Raw genomic sequence first — 26,520 nt, 5'->3', positions numbered from 1 at the left:
TCTCCGGATAGGCGATTCGGAGGAATGTGGGTTTCGACTGGCCACGGTCACGGTGCGGTCGCGGTGCGGTTGCGGTCGCGCACCAGCGACTCGCCGCGAGCGAGGAGCGCCGTCGGCGCTCCTCGCTCGCGGGCCGAGGAAGCCCTCGAAGAAGCGCCGTCGGCGCTTCTGAGGGGGTGACGACGGCTTTTTGGTCGAGCTTTTATCGAGTCGGGTCGCCGACGGCGACCCGACTCGCAATAAAAAGGTCGTAGTGCGAGGGATGGGATTCGAACCCATGGACTCCTACGAGAGCGGGTCTTAAGCCCGCCGCCTTTGGCCGCTCGGCAACCCTCGCGCACGAGAAAATTGACCGTTGGTCCCGAAGTGGGTTTCGGTCTGTCCGAGACGGAAGGAAGTGCGGGCGCGACCCGTCCGGCGTTCGAGGTCGGGGGTTCCGGGGTAGGGAACTGTAAAAACACGTTTAGAAATCGTATATATGTTCTAAAGCCATCCAGATGTTGCTATAGGATGGGATTTCGAGTCTCCAGCGCCCTCGGGGTGGCCCGTCGCCCGGACCTGTTTCTGTTCCATCCGGTCGCTCCGGACCTCTACGCCGCGGGGCCGTCGCTCGTCTGGTCGGTGGTCGCAGGAGCGTCGCTGGCGCTCGCCGTTCTGCTCTCACAAGTAGTGACGTTCGCGTGGCCCGGCGCGTACACCGACGAGCGGCGGGGACTGGTCGTATCGACGGCAGTCCTCGCCGTCCCCGCAGTGCTGGTCGTTCCGACGACGGTCGGGTACGCCGTCGGAGTCCTCGTCTGTTCCAACCTCGCGCTCTCGCCGGCGGCGGCTATCGTTCGATAGCGCTACTCGTGAATCTCGACGCGTTCGAGCGTCACGTCTTCGTTGGGGCTGTCGTTGTGGTCGGTCGGCACCGAACCGATTTCCTCCACCACGTCCATCCCGTCGATTACCTCGCCGAACACGGCGTGTCGGTCGTCCAGATGCGGTTGGGCGTCGAGGGTGATGAAGAACTGCGAGCCGTTGGTGTCGGGACCGCTGTTGGCCATCGAGAGGATGCCCGCGTCGTCGTGGCGGAGTTCGTCGTGGAACTCGTCTTCGAACTGGTAGCCGGGTCCGCCGCGGCCGGTTCCGGTCGGGTCGCCGCCCTGAATCATGAAGTCGGCGATGATGCGGTGGAAGGGCACGTCGCTGTACAGCGAGTCGCCTCGGACCTCGCCGGACTCGGGGTCCTCCCACGTCGTGGTGTCGGTCGCGGGGTCGTCGTTCGCGGCGGGGTCGTGTTTCGCCAGATTGACGAAGTTCTCGACGGTTCGGGGCGCGCGCTCGTCGAACAGTCGGACCTCGATGTCGCCGTGAGTCGTGTGGAGTGTCGCGGTCAAATCGTCTGCCATGGTTCCGAGAAGGGTCGCCGGATAGAAAACGGTGCCGGACGCGACTCGTGACGCGGCGCTGTCCGAGACCGGCGACAGCTCTCTCGACGCCCCGAAAATCGGCCTTACTGGAGGTTCACACCTGCGGCCGCCCGCAGACAGTCCACGAGGCCGGTCGAGTCGGAAAGACGGACGATTCCCTTCTCGCCGTCGTGTTCCACGATGCCCGCCTCCGTCAGTTTCGGCAGGTGCATCCGGTGGAGTTCGGCCCGAGTCTTCTCTATCTCCGCCGACGTGACGACGGCCCGCGTCTTCTCACTCATCGACGCGGCCAGCAGTTCCGCCAGTTCGTCTACCGTCATCGGCCCGTCGCGTCGGGCGAGGTAGTGACAGAGACATCGCCGTCGGTGGTCCGAGAGCGCCCGAAACACCGAACCGAGCGACTCGCTCTCGCTATCGACCGGCAGTACGTCCTCTTCGGCGACGTGCGGTGGGGAGTTGGCTCACCGGTTCTGGTTCTGACTCATAGCTGTGGCGTGAGACGCTCGCGGCGCGAACGGCGCGTCCGTGACCTTCGACGGCCAGCACCCCGCGTCTCTCCCCGACGGAGAGTCACACCGGGCGTCGTACCGTAGTTCGAAGACCACGTTACCGGCCAAAAGGATACTGCCCGACTATTCATGCCGAACGTGCTACGCCGCCGAAAACGGACCCGAGAAGGTCTCAGTCGTCGACGGCGGTTTCGGCCGCCCGTTCGTCGGCGTCTATCGGCGGACTCGACCAGTACTCGTGGTCGTCCACCCGCCGGAAGCAGGCCGCCAGATGGTCGTCGTCGCCTTCGACTTCGTAGCCGTCGGGGTCGGCCTGCGTACACGCTTCGCGGGCGTACGGACAGCGAGTGTGGAACCGACACCCCGAGGGCGGGTTCCGCGGCGAGGGCACGTCGCCCGCCAGCGTCTCCACCTCGCGGCCCTGTTCGCTGGTGTCCGCGCGCGGGACGCTCTCCAACAGCGCCTCGGTGTAGGGGTGGCCCGGATTCTCGAATATCTCGTCCACCGGACCGATTTCCACGATTTCGCCCAGATACATCACCGCAACCCGGTCGGAGATGTGCCGGACGACGCTCAGGTCGTGGGCGATGAACAGGTAGGTCAGACCGAACTCCTCCTGCAAGTCCTCCAGCAGGTTGAGAATCTGGGCCTGCACCGATACGTCCAGCGCCGACACCGGTTCGTCGCACACCACGAAGTCCGGTTCGAGCGCCAGCGCACGGGCGATACCGATGCGCTGGCGCTGGCCGCCCGAGAACTCGTGGGGGTAGCGGTCCATCTGTCCGGCCGACAGGCCGACGCGCTCCAGCAGTTCCGCGACTTGCTCGCGGCGCTCGGACTTCGTGCCGATGCCGTGAACGTCGAGGGGTTCGCGCACGATTTCGCCCGCGGTCATCCGCGGGTCGAGACTGGAGAACGGGTCCTGAAAGACGACCTGTGCGCGCTCGCGAAACTCGGTCAGGTCGTCGTTCTCGAAGACGTTCTCGCCGTCGAAGTACACCGCTCCGTCGGTGGGTTCCCGGAGGTGGAGCAGGGTCTCGCCCGTCGTGGACTTGCCGCACCCCGACTCGCCGACGAGTCCGAGCGTCTCGCCCTCCCGGACCTCGAAGCTCACGCCGTCCACGGCCTGCACGCTCTCGGGTTCCCGGCCGAGCAGTCGGTCGGTGAGGTTGTCGTTCTCGAAGTAGTACTTCCGGAGGTCCTCGACGCGGACCAGCGGGTCAGTCATCCGCGCTCACCTCCTCGTCCTCGCTCGCGGCGTCGCCGCGAGCGGTTCCCGAGGCGCTTTTCGCCTCGTCCGTCCCGCTCCCGAAGTAGCCCTCGGGGAGCGCCTGCGAGGGGTCGTACTCGTGCTGTGCGAGGTAACACTTCGCGCCGTGGTCGCTCGCCGCGCGGTCGGCGAAGTCCTCGCGCGATTCGCCGGTCTCGGTGTCGAACTCGGGCGGTTTGTGCAGACACTCCTCCATGGCTTTCGGACAGCGGTCGGCGAAGTAACATCGGTTTTCCATCTCGGCGTCGTAGAGGTCCGGCACGTTGCCCTCAATGGGTTGCAGGCGCGGCGCGGGGTCGTCCAAGTCCGGAATCGACCCGAGGAGGCCCTGCGTGTAGGGATGCACCGGGTCGTCGAACACGTCTTCGAGGGTTCCTCGTTCCACGACTTCGCCCGCGTACATCACTCCAACTCGGTCGCACATCCGAGCGATGACCCCGAGGTTGTGGGTAATCATCACGATACTCATCCCGGTATCTTCCTGCAAGTCCCGCAGGAGGTCGAGAATCTGGGCCTGAATCGTCACGTCGAGTGCCGTCGTCGGTTCGTCGGCGATGAGCAGGTCGGGTTCGCCCGCGAGGGCTTGGGCAATCATCGCGCGCTGGAGCATCCCGCCCGAGAACTCGTGAGGGTACTCCTCGGCCCGCTCTGCGGGGTCGGGGATGCCGACCTGTTCGAGCAGTTCGATGGCCTCCGCGCGACTCTCGTCGCTGACGTACCCCTGCGAGGGCAGGAGCGTGCTGGTCAGGAGGTTGCCGAGTCCGAACCCCTGCGTGCGCGAGCGCGTCGAGCGCGGGTTCGAGCGCGCCCGACGTTGGACTTCGACCGCCTCGGCTATCTGCTCGCCGACGGTCAGCGAGGGATTGAGACTGCTCATCGGGTCTTGGAAGATGGTGCTGAACGACGGCCCGCGGAGCGCCCGCCTGACGTTCTCGGGCACCCGGCGCACGTCCACGAAGTCGCCGTCCACGGCGTCGGGGTTGTCCTCGCGCACCTCCTCGGCGAGGTCCGGGTTCCGGTACCAAATCTCGCCGCTGGTGATTCGGCCGGGCGACTCCACGAGGTCGATGACCGACAGCGCGGTCACGCTCTTGCCCGACCCCGACTCGCCGACGATGCCGAACACCTCGCCGTCGCGCACGTCGAAGTCCACGGATTCGACCGCGTTGACCTGCCCGTCCTCGGTGAAAAAGCGCGTCGAGAGATTTCGGACGCGCAGGAGGTCCTCGGCCATCAGACGCCACCTCCCTCGCCCTCGATACCGGGGTCCAAGGCGTCACGAAGCCAGTCGCCCACGAGGTTGATGCCGATGACCGTCAGCACGATGGCGATGCCGGGCACGGTCGAAATCCACCACGAGGAGGCCAGATAGTCCCGACCCTGCGCGATGTCGAAGCCCCACGAGAGGTTCGTCCCGGAGAACCCGAGGAACGAGAGGGCCGATTCGAGCAGGATGATGGCCGCGATTTGGATGGTCGCCAGCACGAGGATGGGGGTCACGCTGTTGGGCAGGACGTGTTTCCGGATGATGAATCCGTCGTCGGCACCCACCGACCGCGCGGCCTTGACGTACTCCTCGCCCTCTATGGAGAGCGCCTCGCCGCGGGCGACCCGCGCGAACCACACCCAGTTCACCAAGCCGACGACGAGGATGACCGTCCCCGGTAGAGCGAACGTCTCGGGCATGTTCGGCGCGATTCCGGCCTTCACCAGCGGGTCGGGGAGTCTGACCACCGCCCTGCCGAACAATCCGACCAGCGCCACCGCCAACACGAGCGAGGGGAACGCGAGCATGATGTCGGCGCTCCGCATCAGCGCGTCGTCCACCTTCCCGCCGTAGTACCCCGACACCAGTCCGACCGTCACGCCGACGAGGGCGGCGATGGCGGTGCCGAACAGTCCCACGAGCAGGGAGGTCCGCGCGCCGTAGATGACCCGCGAGAGCATGTCCCTGCCGAGGGCGTCGGTTCCGAGTGGGTACTTCGGCTCGGCGGAGACGAGAGCCGTCTCGTTGGCCACTTGGACCGTCCCGTTGACGACTTCGGAACTGGTCTGGGTCGTCTCCTTGCTGAACCCGACCGGCGGGAGTTGGGACTCGTCCAGATGCTGGCTGGTCGGGTTGTGGGGCGCGAGCAAGGGCGCGAACACCGCCACCAGCACGATTGCGACGACGACGACGATACCCACCTTGGCGAGTGCGCTCTGTCGGAGTTCCTTCCGGAGGTTCCGGGCAGTTCGCGGCGAGAAGCCGCGCTCGACGCTACTCCAGAACAGGTCGGCGAGTCTGTCGAACGGTCCGGCCATCAGTGAACCACCTGCGGGTTGATGTAGGCGTACAGCGTGTCTACGAGCAGATTGATGAGGACGAACCCGGTTCCGATGACGATGAGCGACCCCTGTATCAGCGGCCAGTCGCGGGCGTTGATGGCGTTGATGACGAGCGTCCCGAGTCCGGGCCACGCGAAGACCGCCTCGGTGATGACCGCGCCGCCGATGAGGGTCCCCAACTGGAGACCCAGCACCGTGACGACCGGAATCAGGGTGTTCCGGAGCGCGTGCTTGTACCGGACCAGCGTCTCGGGCAGTCCCTTCGCCCGCGAAGCGCGGACGTAGGGCTTGCCGAGTTCGTCCAGCATCCCGCTCCGTGTGAGGCGGGTGATGAGCGCGGTGAAGTACGTCCCGAGCGTCACTGCCGGGAGCGTGATGTGGGAAATCCACGTCACCAGCCCCGAGACTTGGAACTGGGTCACGAGCATCGTCAACGCCGGGTAGAGACCGATGCCGCGACGACTCGTCGGGAACAGGCCGAACTGGACCGACAGCACCAACACCAGCATGATGCCCAGCCAGAAGTTCGGCGTCGAGATGCCCACCAGCGAGAAACTGGTCGCGGCGTAGTCGGCGGGTTCGTGTCGCCGGGTCGCCGAGACGACGCCCAGCGGAATCGAGATGACCACTGCGACGATGCTCGCGGCGACGGCCAACTCCAGCGTCGCGGGCAGTCTGGAGAAGATGAGGCTACTCGCCTCGGTTCCCGAGATGTAGGAGTAGCCCATGTCGCCCTGAAGCAGACTCAAGAGGTAGTCGAAGTACTGGACGTAGAACGGTCTGTTCAGGCCGAGTTCCGCGGCGATTTGCTGGCGCAACTCTTGGCTCGCGTCGAGGGGCGCGACGAACGTAATCGGGTTGCCCGGCGTGACGTACCGGAGACCGAACACGACGGTCACGACGCCCCAGATGACGAACACGCCCTGTAGTCCGCGCTTTATCAGGAATCGTCCCATCGACATCAAACATCACTCCATCGAGACCAGGAAATCATGAGTCGGGGCGGTGCTACTGCTGTGGTTCCATCGCGTAGGCGTCGATGCGCTCGTCACGTCGCGCCTGCCACTTCACGTCGTTGGTCGCGCCGTAGACGCTGTACTGGCGGTTCAGGAATATCCACGGGGCTTGGTCGTGGATGAGTTTGTTCGCCTCTTGGAGCAACTGCTTGCGCTCGTCCTGATTGGACTCGCTCTGGGCCTGTTCGATGAGGTTGTCCAACTCGTCGTTGCTGTAGGAGGTCAGCGCCCCGTCGGAAGTCAGCAGGGGGATGATGGTCTGGCTGGCGTCGAAGGTGGCGTTGCCCCATCCGATGAGGTAGAACTTCGGACTCGTCTCCAGATTGCCGTCGGTGAGTTCGCCCGCGAGCGTCCCGAAGTCGCGCTGTTTGACCGAACACGAGACGTTCGAGAGTTGGTTGATTTGGTTGGCGACCGCCTGCGCGATTTCGAGGTCCTTGAGGTAGCGGCCGACCGGCGTGTGGAGCGTGATTTCCGCTCCGGCGTGGCCGCTCTCTTCGACCAGCGTCTCGGCCTTCTGCTTGTTGTAAGCGTACGGTCCCACGTCGGGGTTGTAGCCGAAGAAGCCCTCCAGCGTCGGTTGGCCCGTCGCGTCGCCGAACGTCTGGAGGACGTTCTCGATGATGCCTTCGAGGTTGACGGCGTAGTTCATCGCCTGTCGGAACTTCGGACTGGAGAACGGTTCCACGTCGTAGCGCATCGCGTTGTAGATGACGCGGGTACTCGGTACTGCGGCGACGCGGGCGTCGTTTGCTCCCTTGACGCGGGAGATGGCTTGGGGCGGGACGTTGACTATGATGTCGGTCTCGCCGCTCAAAAGTTGGTTGACGCGGGTGCTGGACTCCTTTGCCGCCCGGAAGGTCAGCGACGTGACCGCGGCGGGGTCCTGCCAGTAGTCGTCGTTCCGGGAGAACTCGACTTTGACGTTCTCCTCGTAGGTGTCGAGTTCGAAGGGACCCGTTCCGTTCATCTGCTTGGCGATTTGGGACTTCTCGCGGTCTTGGACCCACGCCTTCTCCATCACGTCGCCGTAGGTGGCGAACAGCGAGAATACGATGGGGTTCAGGCCGTCGGACATCACGTCCACGGCGCGTTCGCCGTCTACGACCTTCGCGCCCGTCACGCCAGCGAGTTGGTCGGACTGCGGGCTTGCGATGCCCACGTCCTTCTTGACGATGCGGTTGATGCTGAAGGCTACGTCCTCGGGAGTGAGTTCGTTGCCGCTGTGGAACGTGACGCCCTCACGAATCTGGAAGCGGACCACGCCCGGTTCTTGACGGTTCCACTCGGTCGCCAGTTGCGCCTGTACTTTGCCTTTCCGGGTGCGCGAGAGCAGTCCCTCGTAGGCGTGGAGAACCACGTTGTCGGTCGGGGTCGAACGGTGGTTCTGGGGGTCCAGCGTCGTCGGCATCTGGCCCTGCGTGATAGTCACCGAGAAGTCTCCCGACTGGTCGCCACCGTCTTCGGTGGTTTCGGTGGTCTCCTCCGTCGCGGTGTCGGTTTCGGTCGTCGTGTCCTGTCCACCCTCGCCACCGGTACAACCGGCGATTGAAGCAGTTGCGGCCGCGGTTCCAGCGGCCGTCAGAAATTTGCGTCGAGACGTGCCTTCGTCGTGCGCCATATCCACTACAACATCTACTTGGACATAAATATGCTGTGGTGACACACAGCATTCGCCGGTCTCGCGGTTGGCACGTCGTTCCGGGCGCTCTCGGCCGTAAGTTTAAGTTCTCTGGGGCCGAACCGACGGATATGGCCGTTCACGGCCGCTCCTCCCCACTCCGGGCACTGTTCGACGAATCGCCCACGCCGCACATCGCCCATCCGCCGCGGACGCATCACCGCGATTTCTACGTCGTCACGGACGGTTCCTACGACCTCCGGAGCGACGACGGCGGACTCGGCGTCATCATCGAGACCCGCGACGGCGAGCGCGTAACCCGACTCTCGATTCCGGACGAGACCGTCACGGACAACAACGTCGCGGAGTACCGGGCGCTCCACCTCGGACTCGACGTACTCGCCGCTCACGCGCCGACCGACGCGCGCGTCGGGGTCCTCGTGGACCACGACGACCTCGCAGCGAACGTCAACAGCGCGGCGCTGGCGACTCGTCGGACCGACCACACGCCGCCGCGGGAACTGACGGTCCCGCGGGCGAGCAGACACCAGTGGCGCGGGATTCGTGCCCGAATCTGCAACTTCGGCGAGATTCGGGCGGCAGTCCTCGAAAGCGGCCAGAACCCGGCCCACGCGCTGGCGAACGCTCCCGAGGAGTACGCCCACGTCAACCGCGAGACCGACCGGTGTCTCCTGCCCGAGCGAGCGACTTCCAGCGAGGCCCAGATTCCGCCGCCGTCGCGGGCCGACCGGCAGGCCAGCGACACCCGAGCGAGCGACTGACGGACTCACGGCTATCCGTCCCTGCGCTGGTCTGCTGGCGACGTGCGGGTCGTCGGCCGGGCGGCGGCTTGCGCGGCCACGCCTCCGGTGGCCTACTCCACCAGACCGACGGCGTAGACGTGCCTGCGAAGTTCTTCCTCGGAGTCGAACGACTTGCCACACGCCTCGCAGACGTACCGCTCTTGGTCCCCCATACCCGGAGAGACGACCGGAGAAGGTGTAAGGCTTGCCCGAGTCGGTCTCCGAGTTTCACGAGGAGACCGACCAGCGCGCCGAGACTACCGAGTAGCGAGCGCGATGGGCCGACTCCGCGGGCGCGGCGACTGACCGGCACGCCACGAGTTCCCTCCGTTCCGATAGTTGAACCTTCGGACGCCCACCAAGACACGCATACATTTCCTAAAGCACGAAAAATAATTGCTAAGAGCGCGTATTTCGTTCCATACGCTATCTGTGAGACGGTGCGCTCGGCGAGGCGCGAGGAGCAAACGCGGGACGCGACGGCCGACCTGTCGCGCGACCGGAAACGATACGGCCCGTCGTCGCCTCGGCTTCGAACATGGACGCCCGCGACCTGATGACGACCGACGTAGAGACGGTTCATCCGGACGACGAGATAAGCGAGGTCTTGACACGTCTCGCGCGCGCGGACTTCAACGGCTTCCCCGTCGTGGACGACGACGGCCGCGTCGTCGGCATTGTGACCCAACACGACTTGGTTCACATCTTCCAACCGAGCGACCGGACGCTCTGGATTCCGGTCGGCTTTCCGCCGTTCTTGGAGACGCTCGAGTACGCCATCGACCTCTCGTGGGACGACTTGGACCGGGAAATCGACCTGCTGAAACACGCCGGAAAGCCGGTCCGGACCGTGATGACCGACGACGTGGTGACGGTCAAACCCGACACCGACTTCGACGCCATGCTCGACCTGTTGGCCGACGACGAACGGGACATCAACCGCCTGCCGGTCGTGGACGACGACGGCAAACTTCTCGGTATCGTCGCCCGACAGGACGTGCTTCGGGCGGTCCGGGACGAGCGCCGGACGACCGGCGAACCGGTTTCGTGAGCGGTTCTCCCGAGTCGTCACGCAACCGGCAAACCCTGTCGCCCTTCGAAACGTTGACCCCCCGGTGGCGACCAGTTCAGTCGTGACCAACTACCGGAACGTCGCGCTGTTCGTCGCGTTAGCCGCCGTCTGGGGGTCGGCGTTCATGGCTATCAAAGTCGGATTGGAGTACTTCCCGCCGGTGCTGTTCGCCGCGATTCGCTACGACATCGCTGGCGTGTTGATGCTCGGGTACGCCGCCTACGCCGCCGACCGGTGGCGACCCCGCGGCCGGGGCGAGTGGACGCTCGTCCTCGTCGGCGCGTCGCTGATGATAGCCGGGTATCACGCCTTCCTCTTCGTCGGCGAAGGCTACGACAGCGTGACCAGCGCAGTCGCCGCAGTCGTCGTCAGTCTGAGTCCCGTCCTGACCACCGGGTTCGCGCGCGCTCTGCTCCCGAGCGAGCGCCTGACCCCGGCGGGCATCGCGGGCCTGCTGTTGGGTCTGGTCGGCGTCGTGGTCCTGAGCAACCCCGACCCGAACAACCTCGTGACTTCGAGCGTGGTCGGCAAGTCGCTGGTGTTCGCCGCGGCCGGGTCGTTCGCGCTCGGGAGCGTCCTGACTCGGCGCATCGACGCCGAGTTGCCAATCGAGACGATGGAAGCGTGGTCGATGGTTCTCGGCGCGGTCATGATGCACGCCGTCAGCGTCGCTCGGCCGAGCGAGTCGTTCGCCGCGGTCAGGTGGACGCCCGAGGCAATCGGCGCGATGGCCTACCTCTCCATCGCCGCGAGCGCGCTCGGGTTCCTCGTCTACTTCGACCTGCTCGAACGACTCGGCCCAATCGAAATCAACCTCGTCTCCTACGTCGCGCCGGTGTTCGCGGCCGTCTCGGGGTGGTGGTTCCTCGGCGAGGTCATCGACCTCACGACCGTCGGCGGCTTTCTGATAATCTTCGCCGGGTTCTGCCTGATGAAACGCGAGGCGCTGGCGCGCGAACTCCCCAAACTCCGGGCGGCCGTCTCGCGCCAGTGAGACCGACCCCCGGCGCGACCCACAAGGACTTTAGCCTCCCGACGAACAGCACCCACCGATGACCGAACGGGGAACCGACTTCACCGGGTTCGTGCCCGACGCGGGACAGCAGACCGCCGCCACGGAGCGGTCGCCGGTCGCCACGGCGCTGTTCGTCGTCGGCGTGGCCGTCGCCGCGGCCAACAGCGCGCTCTACTTCTTCGGCGTCGAGTCGCTCTCACATCCGGTGGTTTCGATACTGGCGCTCGCGCTCTTGGTACCGCTGTACCTCCGAGAGCGATAGGCGAAGTCTACTTCGCCTCGGCCAACCGCTCGAACTGTTCGCCTGCGAGGTCGATGTCGGTGGCCGCGAGGTTCTCCTCTAGTTGTTTCACCGTGCGCGCGCCGACGATGGGGGCCGTGACTTGCTCGTGGTCGGTCAACCACGCGAGACTGACCTGCGCGGGCGTCGCACCGACTTCCTCGGCGACTGCTTGGACTGCCTCCAACACGTCGAAGTTCTCCGAGGTGAGATACGAGTCGCGGAACTGCTCGTCGGTCGCACCGCGAGTCCCCGTCGGCGGTTTCTCGCCGCGTTCGTACTTGCCGGTGAGGAATCCGCCCGCGGGGGGACTCCACGGGACGACGCCGACCTCGTAGTCGGCGCACATTTCGAGGTAGTTCCCCTCGATTTCCCGGTTGGCGAGGTTGTACCGGGGTTGCGCGAGTTTGAAGGGTTCGTAGCCGCGCCTGTCGGCGATTTCGTTGGCCTTGGCGACCTTCCACGCGTTGGGTTCGAGCGTCGAAGTCCCGAGGTAGTTGACCTTCCCCTCGCGGACGAACCGGTCTAGGGTGCGCATAAACTCCTCGGCGGGGGTGTCGTCGTCCCACCGGTGGACGTAGAGCAGGTCCACGTAGTCGGTCCCGAGGCGGTCCAGAATCTCTTCGACGTTGTTCCGGAGGTGCTTGCGCGAGAGTCCTTTCCCGTTCGGGTCGTCGCGGGTCGGCCAGTAGATTTTCGAGGCGACGACGAAGTTCTCGCGGTCCCGGTCGGCCAGCCAGTCGCCGATGTACCGTTCGCTCCGGCCGTCGCCGTACATGTCGGCGGTGTCGATGAAGTTGCCCCCGGCGTCGGCGTAGGCGTCGAGGAGTTCGTGAGCGCGCTCCTTCCCTATCTCCATCTCGCCCTCGTCGTTCTTCCGGCCGAACCGCCACGTTCCGAACGCGACTTCGCTGACTTTCGTGCCGGTACGACCGAGCGACGCCGTGTCGAGGTCCATGCCCGGCTATTACCGCAGACCGGGGTTAAAATCGTCTCTTTGGCGACGGTGGGAGATACCGAAACCGGGTCGAAGAGAGGGCCGAAGCGTCGTCACTCTCGCTTGTGGCCGTGACCGGCGAGGAGGGCGGCGAGATTCAAGACGAGGAGACCGACGAAGGTGAGTAGTTCGCCCTGCGTCGAGATGCCGGTGAGCAAAAGCGGCACGTAGAGGAACGGGAGGGCGATTGCCGACCAGAACCCGACGACTTCGAACGGCGTCGTCAGGGTGTGTTCGTGGTACCGGTCGTGCAGAGCGGCGAGTTTGTGACTCCCTGCGGTCGCTTCACCGGCCTCTGCCGGGGACCCGATGGCGGACTTGTTTTCGTTTTGGAGGGTGGAATCGGTCATGGGGGACATCTCGACCTCGACCTATCGTTACACCGCAGGGGTAATATAACGCGCCGAGCGTTAGCGCGATTTCAGAACAGTTCATCGGTCGAGCGACGAAAACGGTACCTTTCAAAAAGAGTTTTGATGGCTTTATAAAATTTAAAACTGACTCTGAGCGTTTTATTCAGATATTTTTACGAGTATAAATGTGGTGATACTTGGGTCCGGACAGGAGTATCAGGCGTTGTTTGGACGACGATAGGAAGGGAGTATCGGTACGCGGGGAGGTCGGCGTCTCGGCGAAGTCCGAGTAGCGAACCCCGGTGAGACGAGTGCGAATCGCCGGAACGTTCTTTGAGCGACGTTCTGAATCCCCACCCAGTGAGTTCCGTGACAGATACCGACCTGATAGCCGAGAAGACCGAACAGGCGTCCGACGTGCTGGCCGACCGAGACGTGGACTGCTGGCTTACCTTCTGCCGGGAGACGACCGAGATTTCCGAACCGAACCTGCCCTACCTGCTCGGGTTCGACGTGGTGTGGCCCACCGCAGTCGTCATCTCGAAGGACGGCCGGTCCGCGGTGGTCATCGGCCGCCACGACGCGCCGAACGCCCGCGAACTCGGACACGAAGTCTACCCCTACGACGAGTCACTGGAGGAACCGCTCCTGAACTTGCTTGACGACATCGACCCGGACGAAATCGCGGTCAACTACTCGCGCGACGACACGTCCGCCGACGGTCTGACCCACGGCATGTACCTCCGACTGCGCGACTTGCTGGAGGGGACGCCCCACGAGGGGTCGCTGACGAGCGCCGAGGAAGTCGTCTCGGCGGTTCGGGGCGTCAAGTCACCGATAGAGCGCGAACGCGTCGAGCAGGCCGTGGCGACCACCGAATCCCTGTTCGACGAGATGACCGACCGGTGGACGCCCGACTGGACCGAATCGGACGTGTCCGACTGGTTCCACGCCCGCATGGACGAGCGCGGACTCGGGAGCGCGTGGAGTTGGGACTACTGCCCGACGGTCCACGCGGGCGGCGAGAGCGAAGTCGGCCACACCCTGCCGGGCGACCTGACGCTCCCGCCGGGCGAGGTACTTCACCTCGACTTCGGCGTGAAGCAGGACGGCTACAGCGCCGACGTACAGCGACTGTTCTACCGGCCGTCGGACGAGCATCCGGAGCCTCCGGCGGAGTTACGGGCGGCGTTCGCCGACGTTCGCGCCGCAATCGAGGCGGGCCGAGAGCGAATCGCGCCGGGCGTGCAGGGCTACGAGGTAGACGACGCCGCACGCGAGGAGTTGACCGGCCGCGGATGGCCCGAGTACGAACACGCCTTCGGCCATCAGGTCGGCCGGAACGCCCACGACGGCGGGACGCTCCTCGGTCCGCGGTGGGACCGGTACGGGACCGCGCCGGAGGGCGAGATTCGGGCGGGCGAAATCTACACCGTCGAACTTGGTGTGGACACCGAGTGGGGGTACCTCGGACTGGAGGAGATGGTCCTCGTGACCGACGACGGCACCGAGTGGCTGACCGAACCGCAGGAGGAGTTGTGGGAACTGTCGGCGTGACCGAAAAATCGTCGGAATCCGAAGAGACAGGTTAGTCGTCTCGCCGGAGGGCGAGCAGTGCGACCGCCGTCAGCGCGAGGACGGCGGTGGAGAGACCGAATCCCGGCGTGCTACCGTCTTGGGAGTCGGTCGTCGTTTCGGTCGTCTCGTCTTGCACCGCCTGTTTCGTCGTCTCGGTGGTCTCGGTCGGCGGCGTCCGGACGACGCCCATCACTTCTGTCTGGGTCTCGTCGTTCGCTCGGACCGAGACGGTGAACTCGGTCCCGTTCTCGCCCACACTGTCGTCGAAGTCGAACGAGACGCGGAACCGGCCGTCGTCGGTGACGTTCGTCGTGGCGGTCCTGATGAACTGGTCGCCCTGCACGCGAACCTGCACCTCGGTTCCGGGTTCGAGGTCGAGCGACCCGGTGATGGTCTGGTTCTGGGCGTGGGCGACGACGACGCCGCCTTCGATGTCGGTGACGTGACCGGCGTACGGTCCCGGCGTCGCGGTTTCGGTCTCGGGGTCCTCGTCGGACTCCGGTTCGCCGACGACGAGCGCCGCCACGTCGGTAGCGTTCGCACCGCTCCGGTTGCCCGGCGCGACGGTGAGTTCGTAGCTACCCGGCGCGAGCAGGTGGTCGTCGGAGAGTTCGGTCTCGTCGACGACGGTCACGTTGTCCGCGCCGTCGGCGACGGAGAACGCCCCGCCGTGGCCCGCCTTACTGGTGTTGTACCGGAGGGTGACGTTTCGGTCGCCGTTCCCGTCGCCGACGACGACGGTGGCGACGTAGTTGACCGACTCGGAACCGACCGTGACGGTGGCGTTGTCCGTCTCCGAGAGCGTGACGGGAATCTCGGCCGTCTCACCGGCGGGGGTCTCGGCGACGTTCCCGTCGAACTCCGCGGACGGGGACGCGCCCAGAACCGGGACGGCGGTCGATACGAGGACGACGACTGCGAGCGTCAGGGCGTGACGTTTCACGTTCATCTTCCACGCGTCGGTTCGGACACGCCCAGAAAAGGTGTTTGGTAAGCTACAATGCGCTTTTTAGTGGACTATCGTTCGTGACGAATGCGGCGGCGGACGGAACCGTAGCCGTCGCTCGGGAGGATAACGTCACCGGCGAGAATCGAACGGAGTGCCCGGGGGGGGCTCCGAACCCCCGATCTCCGCATGACCCAGGTTAGAGGCTCGGCGGGCCTCTCGGTCACGGGAGGCTTCCAAGGCCTGAGCACCGAATCTCAGTAACCCTATGAGTGCGGCGCTATGTCCAGCTAAGCCACCCGGGCTCGGTTTCGAGTAGGGCGGTGCTACTCTTTAAAGTTCTCATCTTGCGGTAGTTCGGGACTCCGACGCACGGTGGTTTCGGACGCACCGTCGGGCGAGTTGACGCGACTGCAGTCGCGTCAACTCGCGTGAACGTGGGAAACCAGAACAGTCGTTAACAGTGGAAATATATGGTTTAAACATTTCTATAGCGTGCTAAAACGTGCTATCTCCGTTTTCACTCGGGCTCCGAACACGTCAGCGACGCGCCACAGCACGACGACCGATACCGGTCGTGGCGGCGGACCAGTTTGCACTCGCGGTAGCGCCGCCCGACCAGCGCGCCGCAGTCGGCGCACGTCAGGATGTACTCGGGGTCCGCGAACGGGGGGCATCGGACCGTCGCGTCCACCGTCTCGGCACGGGCCTCGAACGCCCGGCCGTGGTCGGTCGTCCCGTACCGTTGGAACTGCTCTACGTGGACGAGTTCGTGGCGGAGGACTGCGGTCCACTGACTAACGTCGAACGACTCGAACGCCGCCCATGTCAGCGAGAGCGTGCAGGTCCGGAGGTCCGCGAGCGACTCGTCGAGTCGCTCGGCCGCGGCCCGCCAGTCCACTGGGTCACCCACTTCGGCGTCGGAAATCTTCGGACGCTTGACCGCGGCGGCGCGTCGCTTCGCGCGGGTCGAGACCTCCCACTCGACCGGCGAGAAGTCCACGTCGAGGTCGTACTCGCGGGCCGCCTCCCGGCAGTAGGCCCGCGACCCCAGAATCAACTCTTCGTCGGTCTCGGCGTGGGCGAGCGCCCGGACGGTCGGCGACTGGTCGGGGTTGACCTCGGGCGGGGGGCGGCGGGAGTCGGACACGTGTTCGGGTCTCCGTGACGGTTCCGACGGACCCGGACCTCGTGAGTGTCCCGACTCGAAGAAATAGCCGTAGACGGCCATCGGTGGGGGTCCGGTAACGACAGTGGCGCTACCGTCGATTGTGACCGTTCTCACCTCCGGTCGGCGACGTTACGGACCGCTGGTCGAGGAGCCGTGATTGTCAGTCTCTTCCATCGTTCTCACCTCCGTCTCGACGCTCACATCCGCGACTAAAATAAGTGTTGGAATTTTTATATTATAAAATAATAATTGAAATTATAATTTAAAATATCTGTCTGCATTCCGTCGCCGACCAGCGCGTCACCGCGGCGACTCTTCCTCGATAACGTCCGCGATGGCCCGCGTGTCCGCGGCGAGTCGCTGGTGTTCGCCCGCGAGGTGGACAATCAGGTCGTCCTCGCCGCTGGAGACGTTGTACTCGCTGTCCTCGGCGAGGAGTTCGACGGTCAGGTCCCGGTCGGTGACGATTCCTCGGAGGTCACCGCTCTCGGCGACGACGCTCCCCACGGACTCGCCGAACATGGTCCGCGCGACTTCTTCGACCGGTGTATCGGGCGATGCGGTGACGACGTGTTCGCTGTAGATGCTCTGTAACCCTACCTTCAAGTTGGAAGTCCGACACTGACTGGTAAAAGTGTTGTTGCCGGTTCGCAGGGTCGTCGTCTCTGTTGGTTTTGTAGTCGTGGTTGTCGGAGTCGTCGGTGTCGAAGTTGCTGTTTCTGCGGTCACTGTCGTCGGAGTCGTGGCCGTCGTCGGAGTCGTGGCTGTCGTTGGCGTCAGGGTCGGCGTCCTCGGAGTCCGAGAGAACGAGGTTTCGAAAGCCCCCGCCCGCTCGCGGTCGCTCCGCGGGATATTCTCGCTCGTTCACTGCGTTCACTCACCGGCAGACGTTCCTGCTCGCTTCGCTGTCTCCGAAAATCGGATATTTTCGGGATGACGAGAGCGTTGCTCTCGAACCATGCGGGCGTGCGACTGCCGAGGTCTGCGTCGCTCCGCTCTGCAGACCGCTCGAATAGTGGCCCGCGGAGACGACCACGACGAACGCGAGCGGCCCCTTTTATCCACCCAGACGGTGGTTTGTCTCACCGAGCGTTCGCTGGCGGAGGGTCGCTCACTCGTCTTCGATGCGCTCGCGCGCCGCCGCGACGACCAGTGGGAGGGTGATGGTCGCGTCGGCGTAGACGCTCGCGTTCCGAGCGGCCTTCTCCAGTTTCCCCCACGACCGGGCCTCGTCCAGCGTCGCGCCCGAAAGTCCGCCGGTCTGGGGCGGGTCCATCGTCAACTGGACCGCGTAGTCGTACGCGTCCGGCGAGACCAACATCGTCTGGAGGACGTAGTTTTTGGGCACGCCGCCGCCGACCACCATCGCGCCCGACCGGTCGGCCTCGAACGCTTGGTCGGTAATCGTCGTCATGTCGGCCAGCGCGTCGAGCGTGAAGTCGGAGGTCTGGGAGTACATCCACGCTTGCAGACCGAGTACCGAGTCCTGAATCGCCGGACAGTAAACCGGAACGTCGTTCTCGTAGGCCGCGGCCGCGATTCCCGCGCCCTCCTCGACGCCCTCGCTCTCGTTGACCTCGCTGTTGGCCTTCCCGAGCGCCTCGGTCAGTCGCTGGATGCTGACCGCGCCCTCGTCTTCGACCGCGGGAAACACCTCTGAGCGCAGGTGGTTCTCGAACAGCGCGAAGTGTTCTTGGGGAAGGTAGACGTTGTAGATGCGGTCGACCTGCTCGTCGCGCAGTTGCTCGTCGTGGTCCCGAAGGCTCCGCCCCTCGCCGGGTTCTTCGGTGCCGTGGTGGTGCTTGCCACCGATGGCTTCGATGGCGTCGTGGGTCAGGTTCGCGCCGGTCGTGACGAGGGCGTCGATGTGGCCGTCCCGAATCAACTCGGCCACGATTCGGCGCATCCCGGTCGGCACCATCGCACCCGCGAGTCCGAAGAAGTTGGTCACGTCGTCGCCGAGCATCTCGGAGTAGATGTCCACCGCCTCGTGGAGGTCGGCCGCGCCGATGCCCGCGTCGCCGTAGGAGTTGGCCAACTCCCCGACCGTCATCCCCGCCCGGACCTCCGCGTGAGCGATGGGGTCGTGGTGGAACTCCTCGCGGTGGGGTTCGTGGTGGCCCTCGTCGGGTTCTCCGCCGTCCTCGTGAGCGTCGTGGTCGTCGGTCATGTGGGTTGCTGGTCGGCCCAGACGCTTGAACGCCGCGATTACGAAGCCGGAGGCGGGAAACGTCTGTCAGTCGGCCGGGAGAAGACGACCGGTCAGTCGGCGGCCGGGGCGTCGGTCCCTGTGTGGTCGGCCAGCGCCGCCCCGGTCCGGAGTTGGTCGAGCGCGTCCGCGCCGTTGACCGCCATGAACACGAACCCGACCTTACTGGTGAGGTCTAGGTAGGTCACGACCATCACCTCGGTCCCGACCTGAAGCAGTCCTACTCCGAGCGGTCCGAGAATCCACACCACGGGGTAGAGCGTCCAGAGGACCACCGTCAGGTTCCTGAGTTTGGTGAACACCGCGGTCACTCGGTCGCCGAGCAGAGTCGCCTGCCGGGGCAGGACGGCGAGCAACAAGTAGAGCAGTCCCATGTAGGCCACGCATCCGACCAGATACGCCACGTAGTTGTACGGCGTCGGGACCAGACCCGCGACCACGCCCGCGCCGATGACCAGCACGTCAACGCCGACCAGCGCGGCGTACACCCGGCGTTCGGGGCGACAGAGCATCCCGAGATACAGCACCAAAAGCGGCGTCGTCACCAGCCAATCGACGTACCGGGGCAAGAAGAGTTCGGCGTCGCCGACCTGCACGCTCCCAAGACCGAGCGCCATCGAGAGGTACGCGACGGTCGCGAACCCGGTCACGCCCGCGAGAACCCCGAAGTAGGTCCCGTACCGGCGTTCGGCGGCGAGTCGCCAGAGCGGGAACGCCGTGCCGACGGCCATCCCGAGAGTCCCCAGCCAGAACCAGACCGGCGTGAGGTCCATCATCGGTGGCTCACCTCCGCGGACTCGAAGTCAGTGTCGTCCATCGGCCCGGCACCCTTCCCGACTCGGAAGTCGTCGAGGAGGGCCGAAAGCTCCGCGGCGCGCTCTGCGAGGTCCGCGGCGTCGTCGCGGACCTCGGCCAGCGTCCGGGTCTGGTTCTCGGCGGCGTCGGCGACCGACTCGGCCTGTCCGGAGGTCTCCTCGCTGATGGCGGCCACTTCGTCCACCATCTCGACCACCGCGGCCGACGACTCGGCTTGGTCCTCGGTCGCCTCGTTTATCTCCTGAATCCGGGTGTCGGTCCGCTCTACGTACTCGGCTATCTCTTCGAGCGCCTCGATAGCGCCCTCGACCGTCTCGACGCCGGTCGTGATGCGGTCGCTGGTCTCGTGCATCTCGGCCACGGAGTCGGCCGTCTTCGACTGGACGCGCTCGATGCGCCCCTCGATTTCGGCCGCCGACTCCTTGGTCTCCTCGGCGAGGTTCTTCACTTCGTCGGCGACCACCGCGAAGCCGTCGCCGTCCGCGCCCGACCGCGCCGCCTCGATGGAGGCGTTGAGCGCGAGCATGTTGGTCTGGTCGGCGATTTCGGTGATGACCTCCACCACGTCGCCGATGGCTTCCATCTCGGCTTCGAGTTCCTCGATTTCGGCCGCCGTGCGTTCGGTCGCCGTCTCCACCGCGTCCATCTCTTCGAGGGCTTCCTCGGCGGCCTCCCTGCCGAGTTCGCCCGCGGCCGCGGCCTGTTCGGAGGTGGCGGCCACCTCGTCCACCGTCGCGGCGACCTGTTGGGCACTGGCCGACAGGGTGTTCATCTCGTTCGCCACGTCGCCGAGGTTGTCGGTCTGGCGGGCCGCGCCGTCGGAGATTTCGCCGACCGACTCGCTGACCTCCTCGCCGGTCGCCATCACCGTCTCGGCGCTGTCTTCCACGTCCACTACCGCGTTCGAGACGTGGGAGGCGAACCGCTTGACCTTCGCTACCGTCCGCTCGATGTCGTCGAGCATGTCGTTGAGCGACTCGCCGATGGCGACCATCGCCTCGTCTCGGCTCTCGGGGTCGACCCGGACGCCGAGGTCGCCGTCCGCGGCCGCGTTCATCACGTCCTCGTAGTGTTGGGCCTTCGTTTCGAGGTGCGCCGAGAGTTCCTCAGCCTCCTCGCGCCGACGCTCGGCCGCTTCGCGGGCACTCTCGGCTTCTTCCTGAGCGGACTCGGCTTCGAGTCGGGCAGACTCGGCCTCGTCGCGTGCGGACTCGGCCTCGCGTATCTGTTCGCGGAGCGAGTCGCGCATCCGGGCGAACGAGTCGTACAGCGACCCGAACTCGTCGGTCCGGGTGGTCTTCAACTCGACTTCGAGGTCCCCGCCCGCCATCGCGTCGGCCTTCCGCGAGAGTTGTCTCAGGGAGATGACGGTGTTGCTCCCAATCGTGACGCCGACCAGCGCGAGACTCACCACCGCGAGCAGGATGAGTCCGAGGATACTCGACGTGACCGCCGACCCGAGCGCGTACGCCTCGCTCTGCGGTGCGTGGACCACGACCACCCAGTCGGCCGACTCCATCGGCGCGTAGGCCATCAGCGTCTCCGAGTTCATCTGCATGAATCCGGATTCCCCCGCTACGCCGCGTTCGACCGCCGTATTGTCGCCACCGCCCGGATGCGTCGTCAGAAGTTTGCTCCCGTTCGGGTGAGCCAGATACCGACCGTCCGAGTCGAGGACGACGGTCGACCCGCCTTCGATACCTCCGGTGAGCGACCGGGTTCGCTCGGCGATGTTCACCATGTAGACGACGCGCTTGTCGGGTCGGTCGGGGACCGGCGAGACGACGGCGACGACCGGGAACTCGACCACGGGGACCTCGAACGGCGCGGAGACGTACACGCCGTCGCTCCCGTCGTAGGTCGGCGGGTTGCGGGCGAACGGCGCGCCCTGTTCTTCGGGACTGACTCCGACCATCGCGTCGCTCGAACTCGTCACGATAGTCCCGTTGGCGGCGTCGTAGTAGTGGACCGCCACGACGCCCGCCGGAACGTTGTCGTCGGCTATCAACCCCTTCAGGTGGTCCCGGACGCGACCGGTGTCGCCGCTACCGACGGCCGGATGGTCCGAAGTCAACCGCGTCTGGGTCTTCACGCTCGCCAGCCACGTATCGAGGTTGTCGGCCCGCGAGTTCGAGAACGTCGTCATCTCCTCTTGAACGTCCGCGCGCAGCCGTTCCCCCGTCTGGACGTGTATCAGCGCCCCGACGACCACCGTCACCGCCACGACCGATACCAGCGCGACTGCGAGCTTCAACGCGTAACTTCGTCGTACCCTTGTCACGAATGGCCACTTCTGTCCCATTTTGGTCTTACTCGAAGATAGATAAGAAGTCGGGGAGAATAAGCGTACGTGGTCGTATCATCGCTGATAATCGCGGTTCTCGACCTGTCATTTCGTCGATTGGCGAAAAACTGTAGTGCCAACTACCGCGAAGGCCCGCGTGACGGCGGTCGGACGCCAGCGGCGGTTCAATTAGCCGCACCCGAGGGGTCGGCTGTCGGGGCCGGTTGGCCGCGGCCCGTCTCCGTCGAGAACCGTCGCGTGACCATAGCTCCGGCAACCTTCTCGGGTTGTTGAAACCCGACGGACACGTTATTCAAGTTGAACGGAGGGGTTTTAATATTATCCATTTCCAGAGAACGTCGTCGGCCGGTCGCCGCCGCGTCGAGTTCGCTCGGGACGCGCCGCTCAGAGGCCGGTCGGCGCGTCGATGTACGTCGTCTCCAGTCCCCAGTCGTCGGCCAGCGATTGGAGCGACCGGACGCCGAACGTCTCGGTGGCGTAGTGGCCCGCCAGAAAGACGGTGAGTCCGGCCTCGCGCGCCTCGTGGTAGGCCTTCTGCTTGCCCTCGCCCGTAATCAGGGCGTCCGCGCCCGACTCGACGGCCTCGTCCAACCAATCGACGCCGCTCCCGGTCAGGACGGCAACGTCTTCGAGCTTTTCCGGGCCGAAGTCGAGGACGCGCACGCCCTGCCCGAAGTGGTCGAGTTCGGCTTCCAGCGTCTCGCGCAGGCGGTCGGTCGGAATCGGGTCGGGTGCGGTTCCGCGCTGGCCGACGTGTTCGGGACCCACCTCGCCGAAGGGTTCGCGGTCTTCGAGACCCAGCAAGTCCGCGATTCCGGCGGCGTTGCCCAGTTCCTGATGGCCGTCCAGCGGAAGGTGGGAGACGTACAGCGCCACGTCGTTCTCGATTAGCGGCGCGATGCGACCGTACTGGCGACCGGTCACGCGCTCGATACCGCCCCACGAGAGACCGTGGTGGGTCACGAGCAGGTCCGCGCCGCGGTCGGCGGCGGTTTCGACGGTCTGCTCGGCGGCGTCCACGGCGAACGCGACGTGTTCGACCTCTCGGTGGTCGGGACCGACTTGGAGTCCGTTGGCGCTGGCGTCCACGTCGGCGAAGTCGCTGGTGCGCAGTTCCTCGTCGTATCGCGCGGTGAGTTCGGAGAGGTCCATTCCTGTCCGTGGATTGTGTTCGGGACGGCTTGTATCTGTATCACTGCTCGCGGGCGTGTTCGATGGGGACGATTGTCGGAGTCGAGAGGCGGAGTTTCGGGGGCGAGAGGGCATGGTTTCGGGGATGTGACGACCCGGGACCGACGGGGACGCACTCGGTGGACCAACCGATGGGGAGGGATAAAGGGGCCGCCCGCTCGCGTTCAACGTGGTCGTCTGACCGGCCCCTATCCGAAGTGAGCGGAGCGAACGAGGATATGCCGGTCAGCGACCGCGAGCGGGCGGGGGCTTTCGAGGCGTTCACTGCTTCTACGGTGACTATGGCGGTGTAGAGTGGTGTTCGAGACGACGAACGATAGGGAGAAGCTAGCTACTGCCGACTCCAATCAGACCGCACCGCGACCGCAACCGTAGGCCACGTCCTCCCCAACCGACTCCTTCACTCGTGCCTCCGGCACTCGTTCAGTCGTCCCTCGCGCGATTTGGCGCGGCCACTCCGGGCCGCGCCAGCGCGCGCCGATAGAGGTTATTAAATAATGCCATAGCAAACAAAAACATTGCCTAAAGAAACGAATACGATTCCCTACTCCGAACTCGTCGCGGCGGCGTCCGCGAGGACGAACTCCCGGAGCAACTTCCCGCCGAGCGCCGCCGACTGGCCGTCGTCGCGGTCGTTGACCTCCACCACGTCGAACCCCGCGACCTGACCGGCCGTGGCCACCTCCCGCACCACGTCGCGCATCTCGCGGGGAGTCAGTCCGAACGGTTCCATCGTGCCCGTGCCGGGCGCGAAACCGGGGTCCGCGCCGTCGATGTCCACGCTCAGATAGACGCTAGCCCCCGGGTCGAAGTCGGGCGACCAGTCGGCCACGTCCTCGGGGGAAACGACCGTCACGTCAGACTCGCTGGCGCGGTCGTACTCCGCTTCGCTCCCGGTTCTGGCCCCCAGAATCACGGCTTCGTCGGCCACGTCGAGGGCGTGGCGGGTCACGGTGGCGTGACTCAGCGGGTTGCCGTCGTACTCCTCCCGGAGGTCGAGGTGAGCGTCGAGACAGACGAAGATGTCCGGGTCCGCGGCGCGGACGCCCGCGACGGTGACGGTGTGTTCGCCGCCGAGCAGAAGCGGCGTCGCGTCGTCCCACCGCACGTCGGTCAGCACGCCCTCCAAATACTCCAGATACTCGTCGGCGTCGTCCCACGCCCGCACGTCGCCGTGGTCGTGGACCGCGAGGTCCGAGAAGTGTCGGCCGGTGCGGGCGTCGTAGTCGTCGTAGGTCCGCGAGAATCGGCGGACGCGCTCGGGACCGAATCGCGCACCGGGTTGGAACGTCGTGGAAACGTCAAGCGGTGCGCCAACCACCACGTAGGAAGCTTCCTCGCGGTCGGCGGACGCACCGGGGAACATCTATTCGAGAATCTTCCGCTGTTCTTCCATCTCGAGGTACTCGATTTCGTCGTCGGGGGAGAGCGAGACATCGCCGGGGGTCTTGATGGTGATGGTCTCGTAGGTTTCGAGGTCCATGACTTGGGCAACGTCGGCGCTCTCGACGGAGACGACCTGTCCCTGTTTCCGGTTGATGATGGGGACCCAAATCTTGGCGTCGACGGGTTGGGAGAGACTTCGCTTCTTGCCGTCGAAGACACCTTCGGCCTCGATGCGGGCCTTGGCGCTACCGTGCTTGCCTGGTTTGGCCGTGCTGTAGGAGTTGATTTCACACGCCGCGTCGTCAATCATCACGTAGTTGCCTTCCTGAAGGTCTCGTACTTCCTTCTGCTCTTTTGCCATACGGCCGGATAGCGTCCGGGGTAGTATAAACCGTTTGGAATGGGATTTCCAGCGTTTCGGACCGACGCGGTGAGCGGGCGACCTCGGAGCATCAGGCGGAGACAGTGAGTCGGCGAGGCGGAGACAGTGAGTCGGCGAGGCGGAGACAGTGAGTCGGCGAGGCGGGGACGGTGAGTCGGTGAGAGTGGACGGAGGGGAGCGCCAGCGGGGGAGCGAGCCATCAGTCGCGTCGGTAGCCGTGTCCGACGACCAACGCGAGGACGTGGGCCGCGACGAGGACGGCGAAGGCCGAGCGTTCGTCGGCGGTGAACCCGTCGGCAAACATCGGGAGGTAGAACAACGGGAGCGCCACGGCCGACCAGAATCCGGCGAACTGGAACGGAGCGGTGAGCGTTTTGAGCGCCGACTCGACGCCGTTGCGCAGTCCGGAGTATGCGTCGTCTGGAAGCCGGGTCGCCTGTTCGCTGAGTGGGGAGGGCACGTTCGACATCGTGATGACCTACTTTCTCCTCGAACCCCCAACACCATATAAAGGGGAGAGCGTTAGGGAGAATTTGTGCGTTTTCCACCCTGCTAACCGATTTCCCGTGGTTTCACGAAGGTGAACTGACGTTTTATAACGCTCCGAAAACACTCTAGAAGTTTTAAAACCGGTGCTGCGGACGTTCCTCCGATTCTCGAAAGAGTGGTACGCCGTCCCAAAGCAGGCACGCGAGTTCCGACTACTGTCGTCGCTCGATGCAGTCGCCGACGCGCGCGAGACCGTCTTCGAGTTCGTCGGTCGGCAGGCCGAACCCGATGCGGAAGTACTCGTCGTAGCCGAACAACTCGCCCGGCGCGAGGACGACGCTCTCTTCTTCGACCACGGTCCGACAGAAATCCTCGCTCCCCGAGAATCCCTCCGGCACCGACACGAAGCCGTTGACCCCCACGGGGTCGTACCACGACAGGTCGTACTCGGCGACGAACTCCCGGACTCGCTCGCGGTTGTGGGCCGCGAGTTCGCGGTTCTCGGCCAGAATCGCGTCCTCTCGCTCGCCGAGGGCTTGCCGGGCGAGGTGCTGGCCGAAGATGGACGGCGAGATGGTGGTGTAGTCTTTCCACTGCCACGCCCGTTCGACGACTTCCTCCGGTCCGGCAATCCACCCGAATCGCAGGCCAGCGAGTCCGTAGGCCTTGGTGAGACTGGTCGTGCTGATGCCGTACTCGCCCATGCTCGCCACGGTCGGAAGGGGTTCGTCCGCCAGCAGGCGGTACACCTCGTCGCAGAGGAGGTAGGCGTCGTTGTCGGCCGCGAGTTCGTAGAGCGCCCGGACTTTCTCCTCGGGGTGGTAGCGTCCGGTCGGGTTGTTCGGGTTGTTGAGGACCACGACCGACGTTTCCGGCCGAATCGCGTCGGCCACGGCGTCCACGTCGAGTTCCCACTCAGGTGGTTCGAGCCACACCCTGCTCACGTCGCCGATAGCCTCGGGCACGGCGTGGAGCGCCTGATACGTCGGCGTGACGACGACTGCGTGCGGGTTCCGCGAAGCGGAACCGGATGGCGAGGCGGTATCGCCGCCGAGCGCTCTCTCTCGGTCCATCAGCGAGAGGAACGCCAGCAGGTTGGCCTCTTGGGTCCCGCAGGTGAACAGCACTTCGTCGGCCTCCCGGTCGTATCGGTCGGCCACCGACGCCCGGAGTTCGGGGTCGCCGTTGGTCGGGATGACGTAGCCGAGTTTCCCCGGATTCAGGTCGAACCTGTCGGCCGATAAGCTTCGGATACCGCTCTCGGCGAGCATGATGTCGGCCTCGTGTTCGTACTCGGCGAACCAGCGTTCGAGTTCGAAGGGTGCGATGTCCATGCCGGACCTACGACGGGCGAGAGCGTAAAGTCGA

The 26,520-nt window shown here is 65.2% G+C and carries 29 protein-coding genes and 2 tRNA genes; 8 read left to right on the top strand and 23 right to left on the bottom strand.

Annotated features, from left to right (window positions below):
- The first annotated feature begins 24 nt into the window (after positions 1-24).
- On the top strand, positions 25-180 hold the full coding sequence (locus tag P2T60_RS11660) for a hypothetical protein (protein ID WP_276279419.1): 156 nt from the start codon (positions 25-27) through the stop codon (positions 178-180).
- Between the two features lie 74 nt (positions 181-254).
- Here the strand turns inward: P2T60_RS11660 and P2T60_RS11655 are convergent.
- Positions 255-337 (bottom strand) — tRNA-Leu (locus P2T60_RS11655).
- Between the two features lie 173 nt (positions 338-510).
- On the opposite strand from P2T60_RS11655, the gene P2T60_RS11650 reads away from it, so the two are divergent.
- The gene (locus P2T60_RS11650) at positions 511-843 is read left to right on the top strand and encodes a hypothetical protein (RefSeq protein WP_276279418.1); all 333 of its coding nucleotides are present in this window, start codon (positions 511-513) and stop codon (positions 841-843) included.
- Positions 844-845: 2 nt separating this feature from the next.
- On the opposite strand, the gene P2T60_RS11645 is transcribed toward P2T60_RS11650, so the two are convergent.
- The 7 genes from P2T60_RS11645 to P2T60_RS11615 all read right to left on the bottom strand — a co-directional run bounded on the left by P2T60_RS11645 (position 846) and on the right by P2T60_RS11615 (position 8,159).
- Positions 846-1,394 (bottom strand): peptidylprolyl isomerase, encoded by a 549-nt coding sequence (locus P2T60_RS11645; RefSeq protein WP_276279417.1) that lies wholly within the window; start codon positions 1,392-1,394, stop codon positions 846-848.
- Between the two features lie 104 nt (positions 1,395-1,498).
- Entirely contained in the window at positions 1,499-1,804 is a 306-nt protein-coding gene (locus P2T60_RS11640; RefSeq protein WP_276279416.1) for a winged helix-turn-helix domain-containing protein, read from the bottom strand.
- Positions 1,805-2,096: 292 nt separating this feature from the next.
- Positions 2,097-3,152, bottom strand: a complete 1,056-nt coding sequence (locus P2T60_RS11635) for an ABC transporter ATP-binding protein (protein WP_382210361.1) — start codon at positions 3,150-3,152, stop codon at positions 2,097-2,099.
- Positions 3,145-4,428, bottom strand: a complete 1,284-nt coding sequence (locus tag P2T60_RS11630) for an ABC transporter ATP-binding protein (protein WP_276279415.1) — start codon at positions 4,426-4,428, stop codon at positions 3,145-3,147. Before P2T60_RS11630 ends, P2T60_RS11635 begins: the two co-directional genes overlap by 8 nt.
- On the bottom strand, positions 4,428-5,498 hold the full coding sequence (locus P2T60_RS11625) for an ABC transporter permease (RefSeq protein WP_276279414.1): 1,071 nt from the start codon (positions 5,496-5,498) through the stop codon (positions 4,428-4,430). Before P2T60_RS11625 ends, P2T60_RS11630 begins: the two co-directional genes overlap by 1 nt.
- Entirely contained in the window at positions 5,498-6,484 is a 987-nt protein-coding gene (locus tag P2T60_RS11620; protein WP_276279413.1) for an ABC transporter permease, read from the bottom strand. Before P2T60_RS11620 ends, P2T60_RS11625 begins: the two co-directional genes overlap by 1 nt.
- Positions 6,485-6,530: 46 nt before the next feature.
- Positions 6,531-8,159 (bottom strand): ABC transporter substrate-binding protein, encoded by a 1,629-nt coding sequence (locus P2T60_RS11615; RefSeq protein WP_276279412.1) that lies wholly within the window; start codon positions 8,157-8,159, stop codon positions 6,531-6,533.
- Between the two features lie 131 nt (positions 8,160-8,290).
- Here P2T60_RS11615 and P2T60_RS11610 point away from each other — a divergent pair, with 131 nt between their 5' ends.
- Positions 8,291-8,941 (top strand): reverse transcriptase-like protein, encoded by a 651-nt coding sequence (locus tag P2T60_RS11610; RefSeq protein ID WP_276279411.1) that lies wholly within the window; start codon positions 8,291-8,293, stop codon positions 8,939-8,941.
- A 92-nt stretch (positions 8,942-9,033) separates the two neighbouring features.
- Here P2T60_RS11610 and P2T60_RS11605 read toward each other — a convergent pair whose 3' ends face one another.
- Complete coding sequence (locus P2T60_RS11605) at positions 9,034-9,135, bottom strand: C2H2-type zinc finger protein (protein ID WP_276279410.1); 102 nt, start codon at positions 9,133-9,135, stop codon at positions 9,034-9,036.
- A gap of 365 nt (positions 9,136-9,500) precedes the next feature.
- On the opposite strand from P2T60_RS11605, the gene P2T60_RS11600 reads away from it, so the two are divergent.
- The 3 genes from P2T60_RS11600 (at position 9,501) to P2T60_RS11590 (ending at position 11,311) form a co-directional block, all read left to right on the top strand.
- Entirely contained in the window at positions 9,501-10,013 is a 513-nt protein-coding gene (locus tag P2T60_RS11600) for a CBS domain-containing protein (protein ID WP_276279409.1), read from the top strand.
- Positions 10,014-10,095: 82 nt separating this feature from the next.
- Positions 10,096-11,028, top strand: coding sequence for a DMT family transporter (locus P2T60_RS11595; protein WP_276282201.1), 933 nt, complete (start codon positions 10,096-10,098; stop codon positions 11,026-11,028).
- A gap of 58 nt (positions 11,029-11,086) precedes the next feature.
- Positions 11,087-11,311, top strand: coding sequence for a hypothetical protein (locus tag P2T60_RS11590; protein WP_276279408.1), 225 nt, complete (start codon positions 11,087-11,089; stop codon positions 11,309-11,311).
- A gap of 7 nt (positions 11,312-11,318) precedes the next feature.
- Here the strand turns inward: P2T60_RS11590 and P2T60_RS11585 are convergent, their stop codons facing one another.
- The gene (locus tag P2T60_RS11585) at positions 11,319-12,287 is read right to left on the bottom strand and encodes an aldo/keto reductase (protein WP_276279407.1); all 969 of its coding nucleotides are present in this window, start codon (positions 12,285-12,287) and stop codon (positions 11,319-11,321) included.
- 92 nt (positions 12,288-12,379) lie between these two features.
- Positions 12,380-12,676, bottom strand: a complete 297-nt coding sequence (locus P2T60_RS11580) for a DUF8028 family protein (protein WP_276279406.1) — start codon at positions 12,674-12,676, stop codon at positions 12,380-12,382.
- 363 nt (positions 12,677-13,039) lie between these two features.
- Here P2T60_RS11580 and P2T60_RS11575 point away from each other — a divergent pair, with 363 nt between their 5' ends.
- Positions 13,040-14,236, top strand: coding sequence for a M24 family metallopeptidase (locus P2T60_RS11575; protein WP_276279405.1), 1,197 nt, complete (start codon positions 13,040-13,042; stop codon positions 14,234-14,236).
- Positions 14,237-14,267: 31 nt separating this feature from the next.
- Here P2T60_RS11575 and P2T60_RS11570 read toward each other — a convergent pair whose 3' ends face one another.
- The 4 genes from P2T60_RS11570 to P2T60_RS11555 all read right to left on the bottom strand — a co-directional run bounded on the left by P2T60_RS11570 (position 14,268) and on the right by P2T60_RS11555 (position 16,980).
- Positions 14,268-15,206, bottom strand: coding sequence for a DUF7827 domain-containing protein (locus tag P2T60_RS11570; RefSeq protein ID WP_276279404.1), 939 nt, complete (start codon positions 15,204-15,206; stop codon positions 14,268-14,270).
- Between the two features lie 152 nt (positions 15,207-15,358).
- A tRNA-Met gene (locus P2T60_RS11565) sits at positions 15,359-15,508 on the bottom strand.
- Positions 15,509-15,723: 215 nt separating this feature from the next.
- Positions 15,724-16,353, bottom strand: coding sequence for a transcription elongation protein SprT (locus P2T60_RS11560; RefSeq protein ID WP_420028682.1), 630 nt, complete (start codon positions 16,351-16,353; stop codon positions 15,724-15,726).
- 321 nt (positions 16,354-16,674) lie between these two features.
- Positions 16,675-16,980 carry a CBS domain-containing protein gene (locus P2T60_RS11555; RefSeq protein ID WP_276279403.1) on the bottom strand — a complete coding sequence of 102 codons (306 nt, stop codon included), beginning with the start codon at positions 16,978-16,980 and terminating at the stop codon, positions 16,675-16,677.
- A 28-nt stretch (positions 16,981-17,008) separates the two neighbouring features.
- Here P2T60_RS11555 and P2T60_RS11550 point away from each other — a divergent pair, with 28 nt between their 5' ends.
- Entirely contained in the window at positions 17,009-17,311 is a 303-nt protein-coding gene (locus tag P2T60_RS11550; RefSeq protein ID WP_276279402.1) for a hypothetical protein, read from the top strand.
- Between the two features lie 174 nt (positions 17,312-17,485).
- Here P2T60_RS11550 and P2T60_RS11545 read toward each other — a convergent pair whose 3' ends face one another.
- From P2T60_RS11545 to P2T60_RS11510, 8 genes are all read right to left on the bottom strand, one after another.
- On the bottom strand, positions 17,486-18,544 hold the full coding sequence (locus P2T60_RS11545) for a deoxyhypusine synthase (protein ID WP_276279401.1): 1,059 nt from the start codon (positions 18,542-18,544) through the stop codon (positions 17,486-17,488).
- 92 nt (positions 18,545-18,636) lie between these two features.
- Entirely contained in the window at positions 18,637-19,359 is a 723-nt protein-coding gene (locus P2T60_RS11540; protein WP_276279400.1) for a bacteriorhodopsin, read from the bottom strand.
- Positions 19,356-21,653 carry a methyl-accepting chemotaxis protein gene (locus tag P2T60_RS11535; protein WP_276279399.1) on the bottom strand — a complete coding sequence of 766 codons (2,298 nt, stop codon included), beginning with the start codon at positions 21,651-21,653 and terminating at the stop codon, positions 19,356-19,358. Before P2T60_RS11535 ends, P2T60_RS11540 begins: the two co-directional genes overlap by 4 nt.
- Positions 21,654-22,088: 435 nt before the next feature.
- Complete coding sequence (locus P2T60_RS11530) at positions 22,089-22,856, bottom strand: Nif3-like dinuclear metal center hexameric protein (protein WP_276279398.1); 768 nt, start codon at positions 22,854-22,856, stop codon at positions 22,089-22,091.
- 583 nt (positions 22,857-23,439) lie between these two features.
- A complete protein-coding gene (speB, locus tag P2T60_RS11525; RefSeq protein ID WP_276279397.1) occupies positions 23,440-24,261 on the bottom strand; it encodes an agmatinase in 822 nt (273 codons plus the stop codon).
- Entirely contained in the window at positions 24,262-24,642 is a 381-nt protein-coding gene (locus P2T60_RS11520; RefSeq protein ID WP_276279396.1) for a translation initiation factor IF-5A, read from the bottom strand.
- Positions 24,643-24,862: 220 nt separating this feature from the next.
- Positions 24,863-25,132: a DUF8028 family protein gene (locus tag P2T60_RS11515; protein WP_276279395.1), complete on the bottom strand. Its 270-nt coding sequence runs from the start codon at positions 25,130-25,132 to the stop codon at positions 24,863-24,865.
- 232 nt (positions 25,133-25,364) lie between these two features.
- Positions 25,365-26,486 carry an aminotransferase class I/II-fold pyridoxal phosphate-dependent enzyme gene (locus P2T60_RS11510; protein WP_276279394.1) on the bottom strand — a complete coding sequence of 374 codons (1,122 nt, stop codon included), beginning with the start codon at positions 26,484-26,486 and terminating at the stop codon, positions 25,365-25,367.
- Between the last annotated feature and the right edge of the window lie 34 nt (positions 26,487-26,520).

Source organism: Halorussus caseinilyticus, from assembly GCF_029338395.1.
Taxonomy (GTDB): domain Archaea; phylum Halobacteriota; class Halobacteria; order Halobacteriales; family Haladaptataceae; genus Halorussus; species Halorussus caseinilyticus.
The sequence above is the reverse complement of the archived record's forward strand: the minus strand, read 5'-3'. Positions and strand labels throughout refer to the sequence as shown.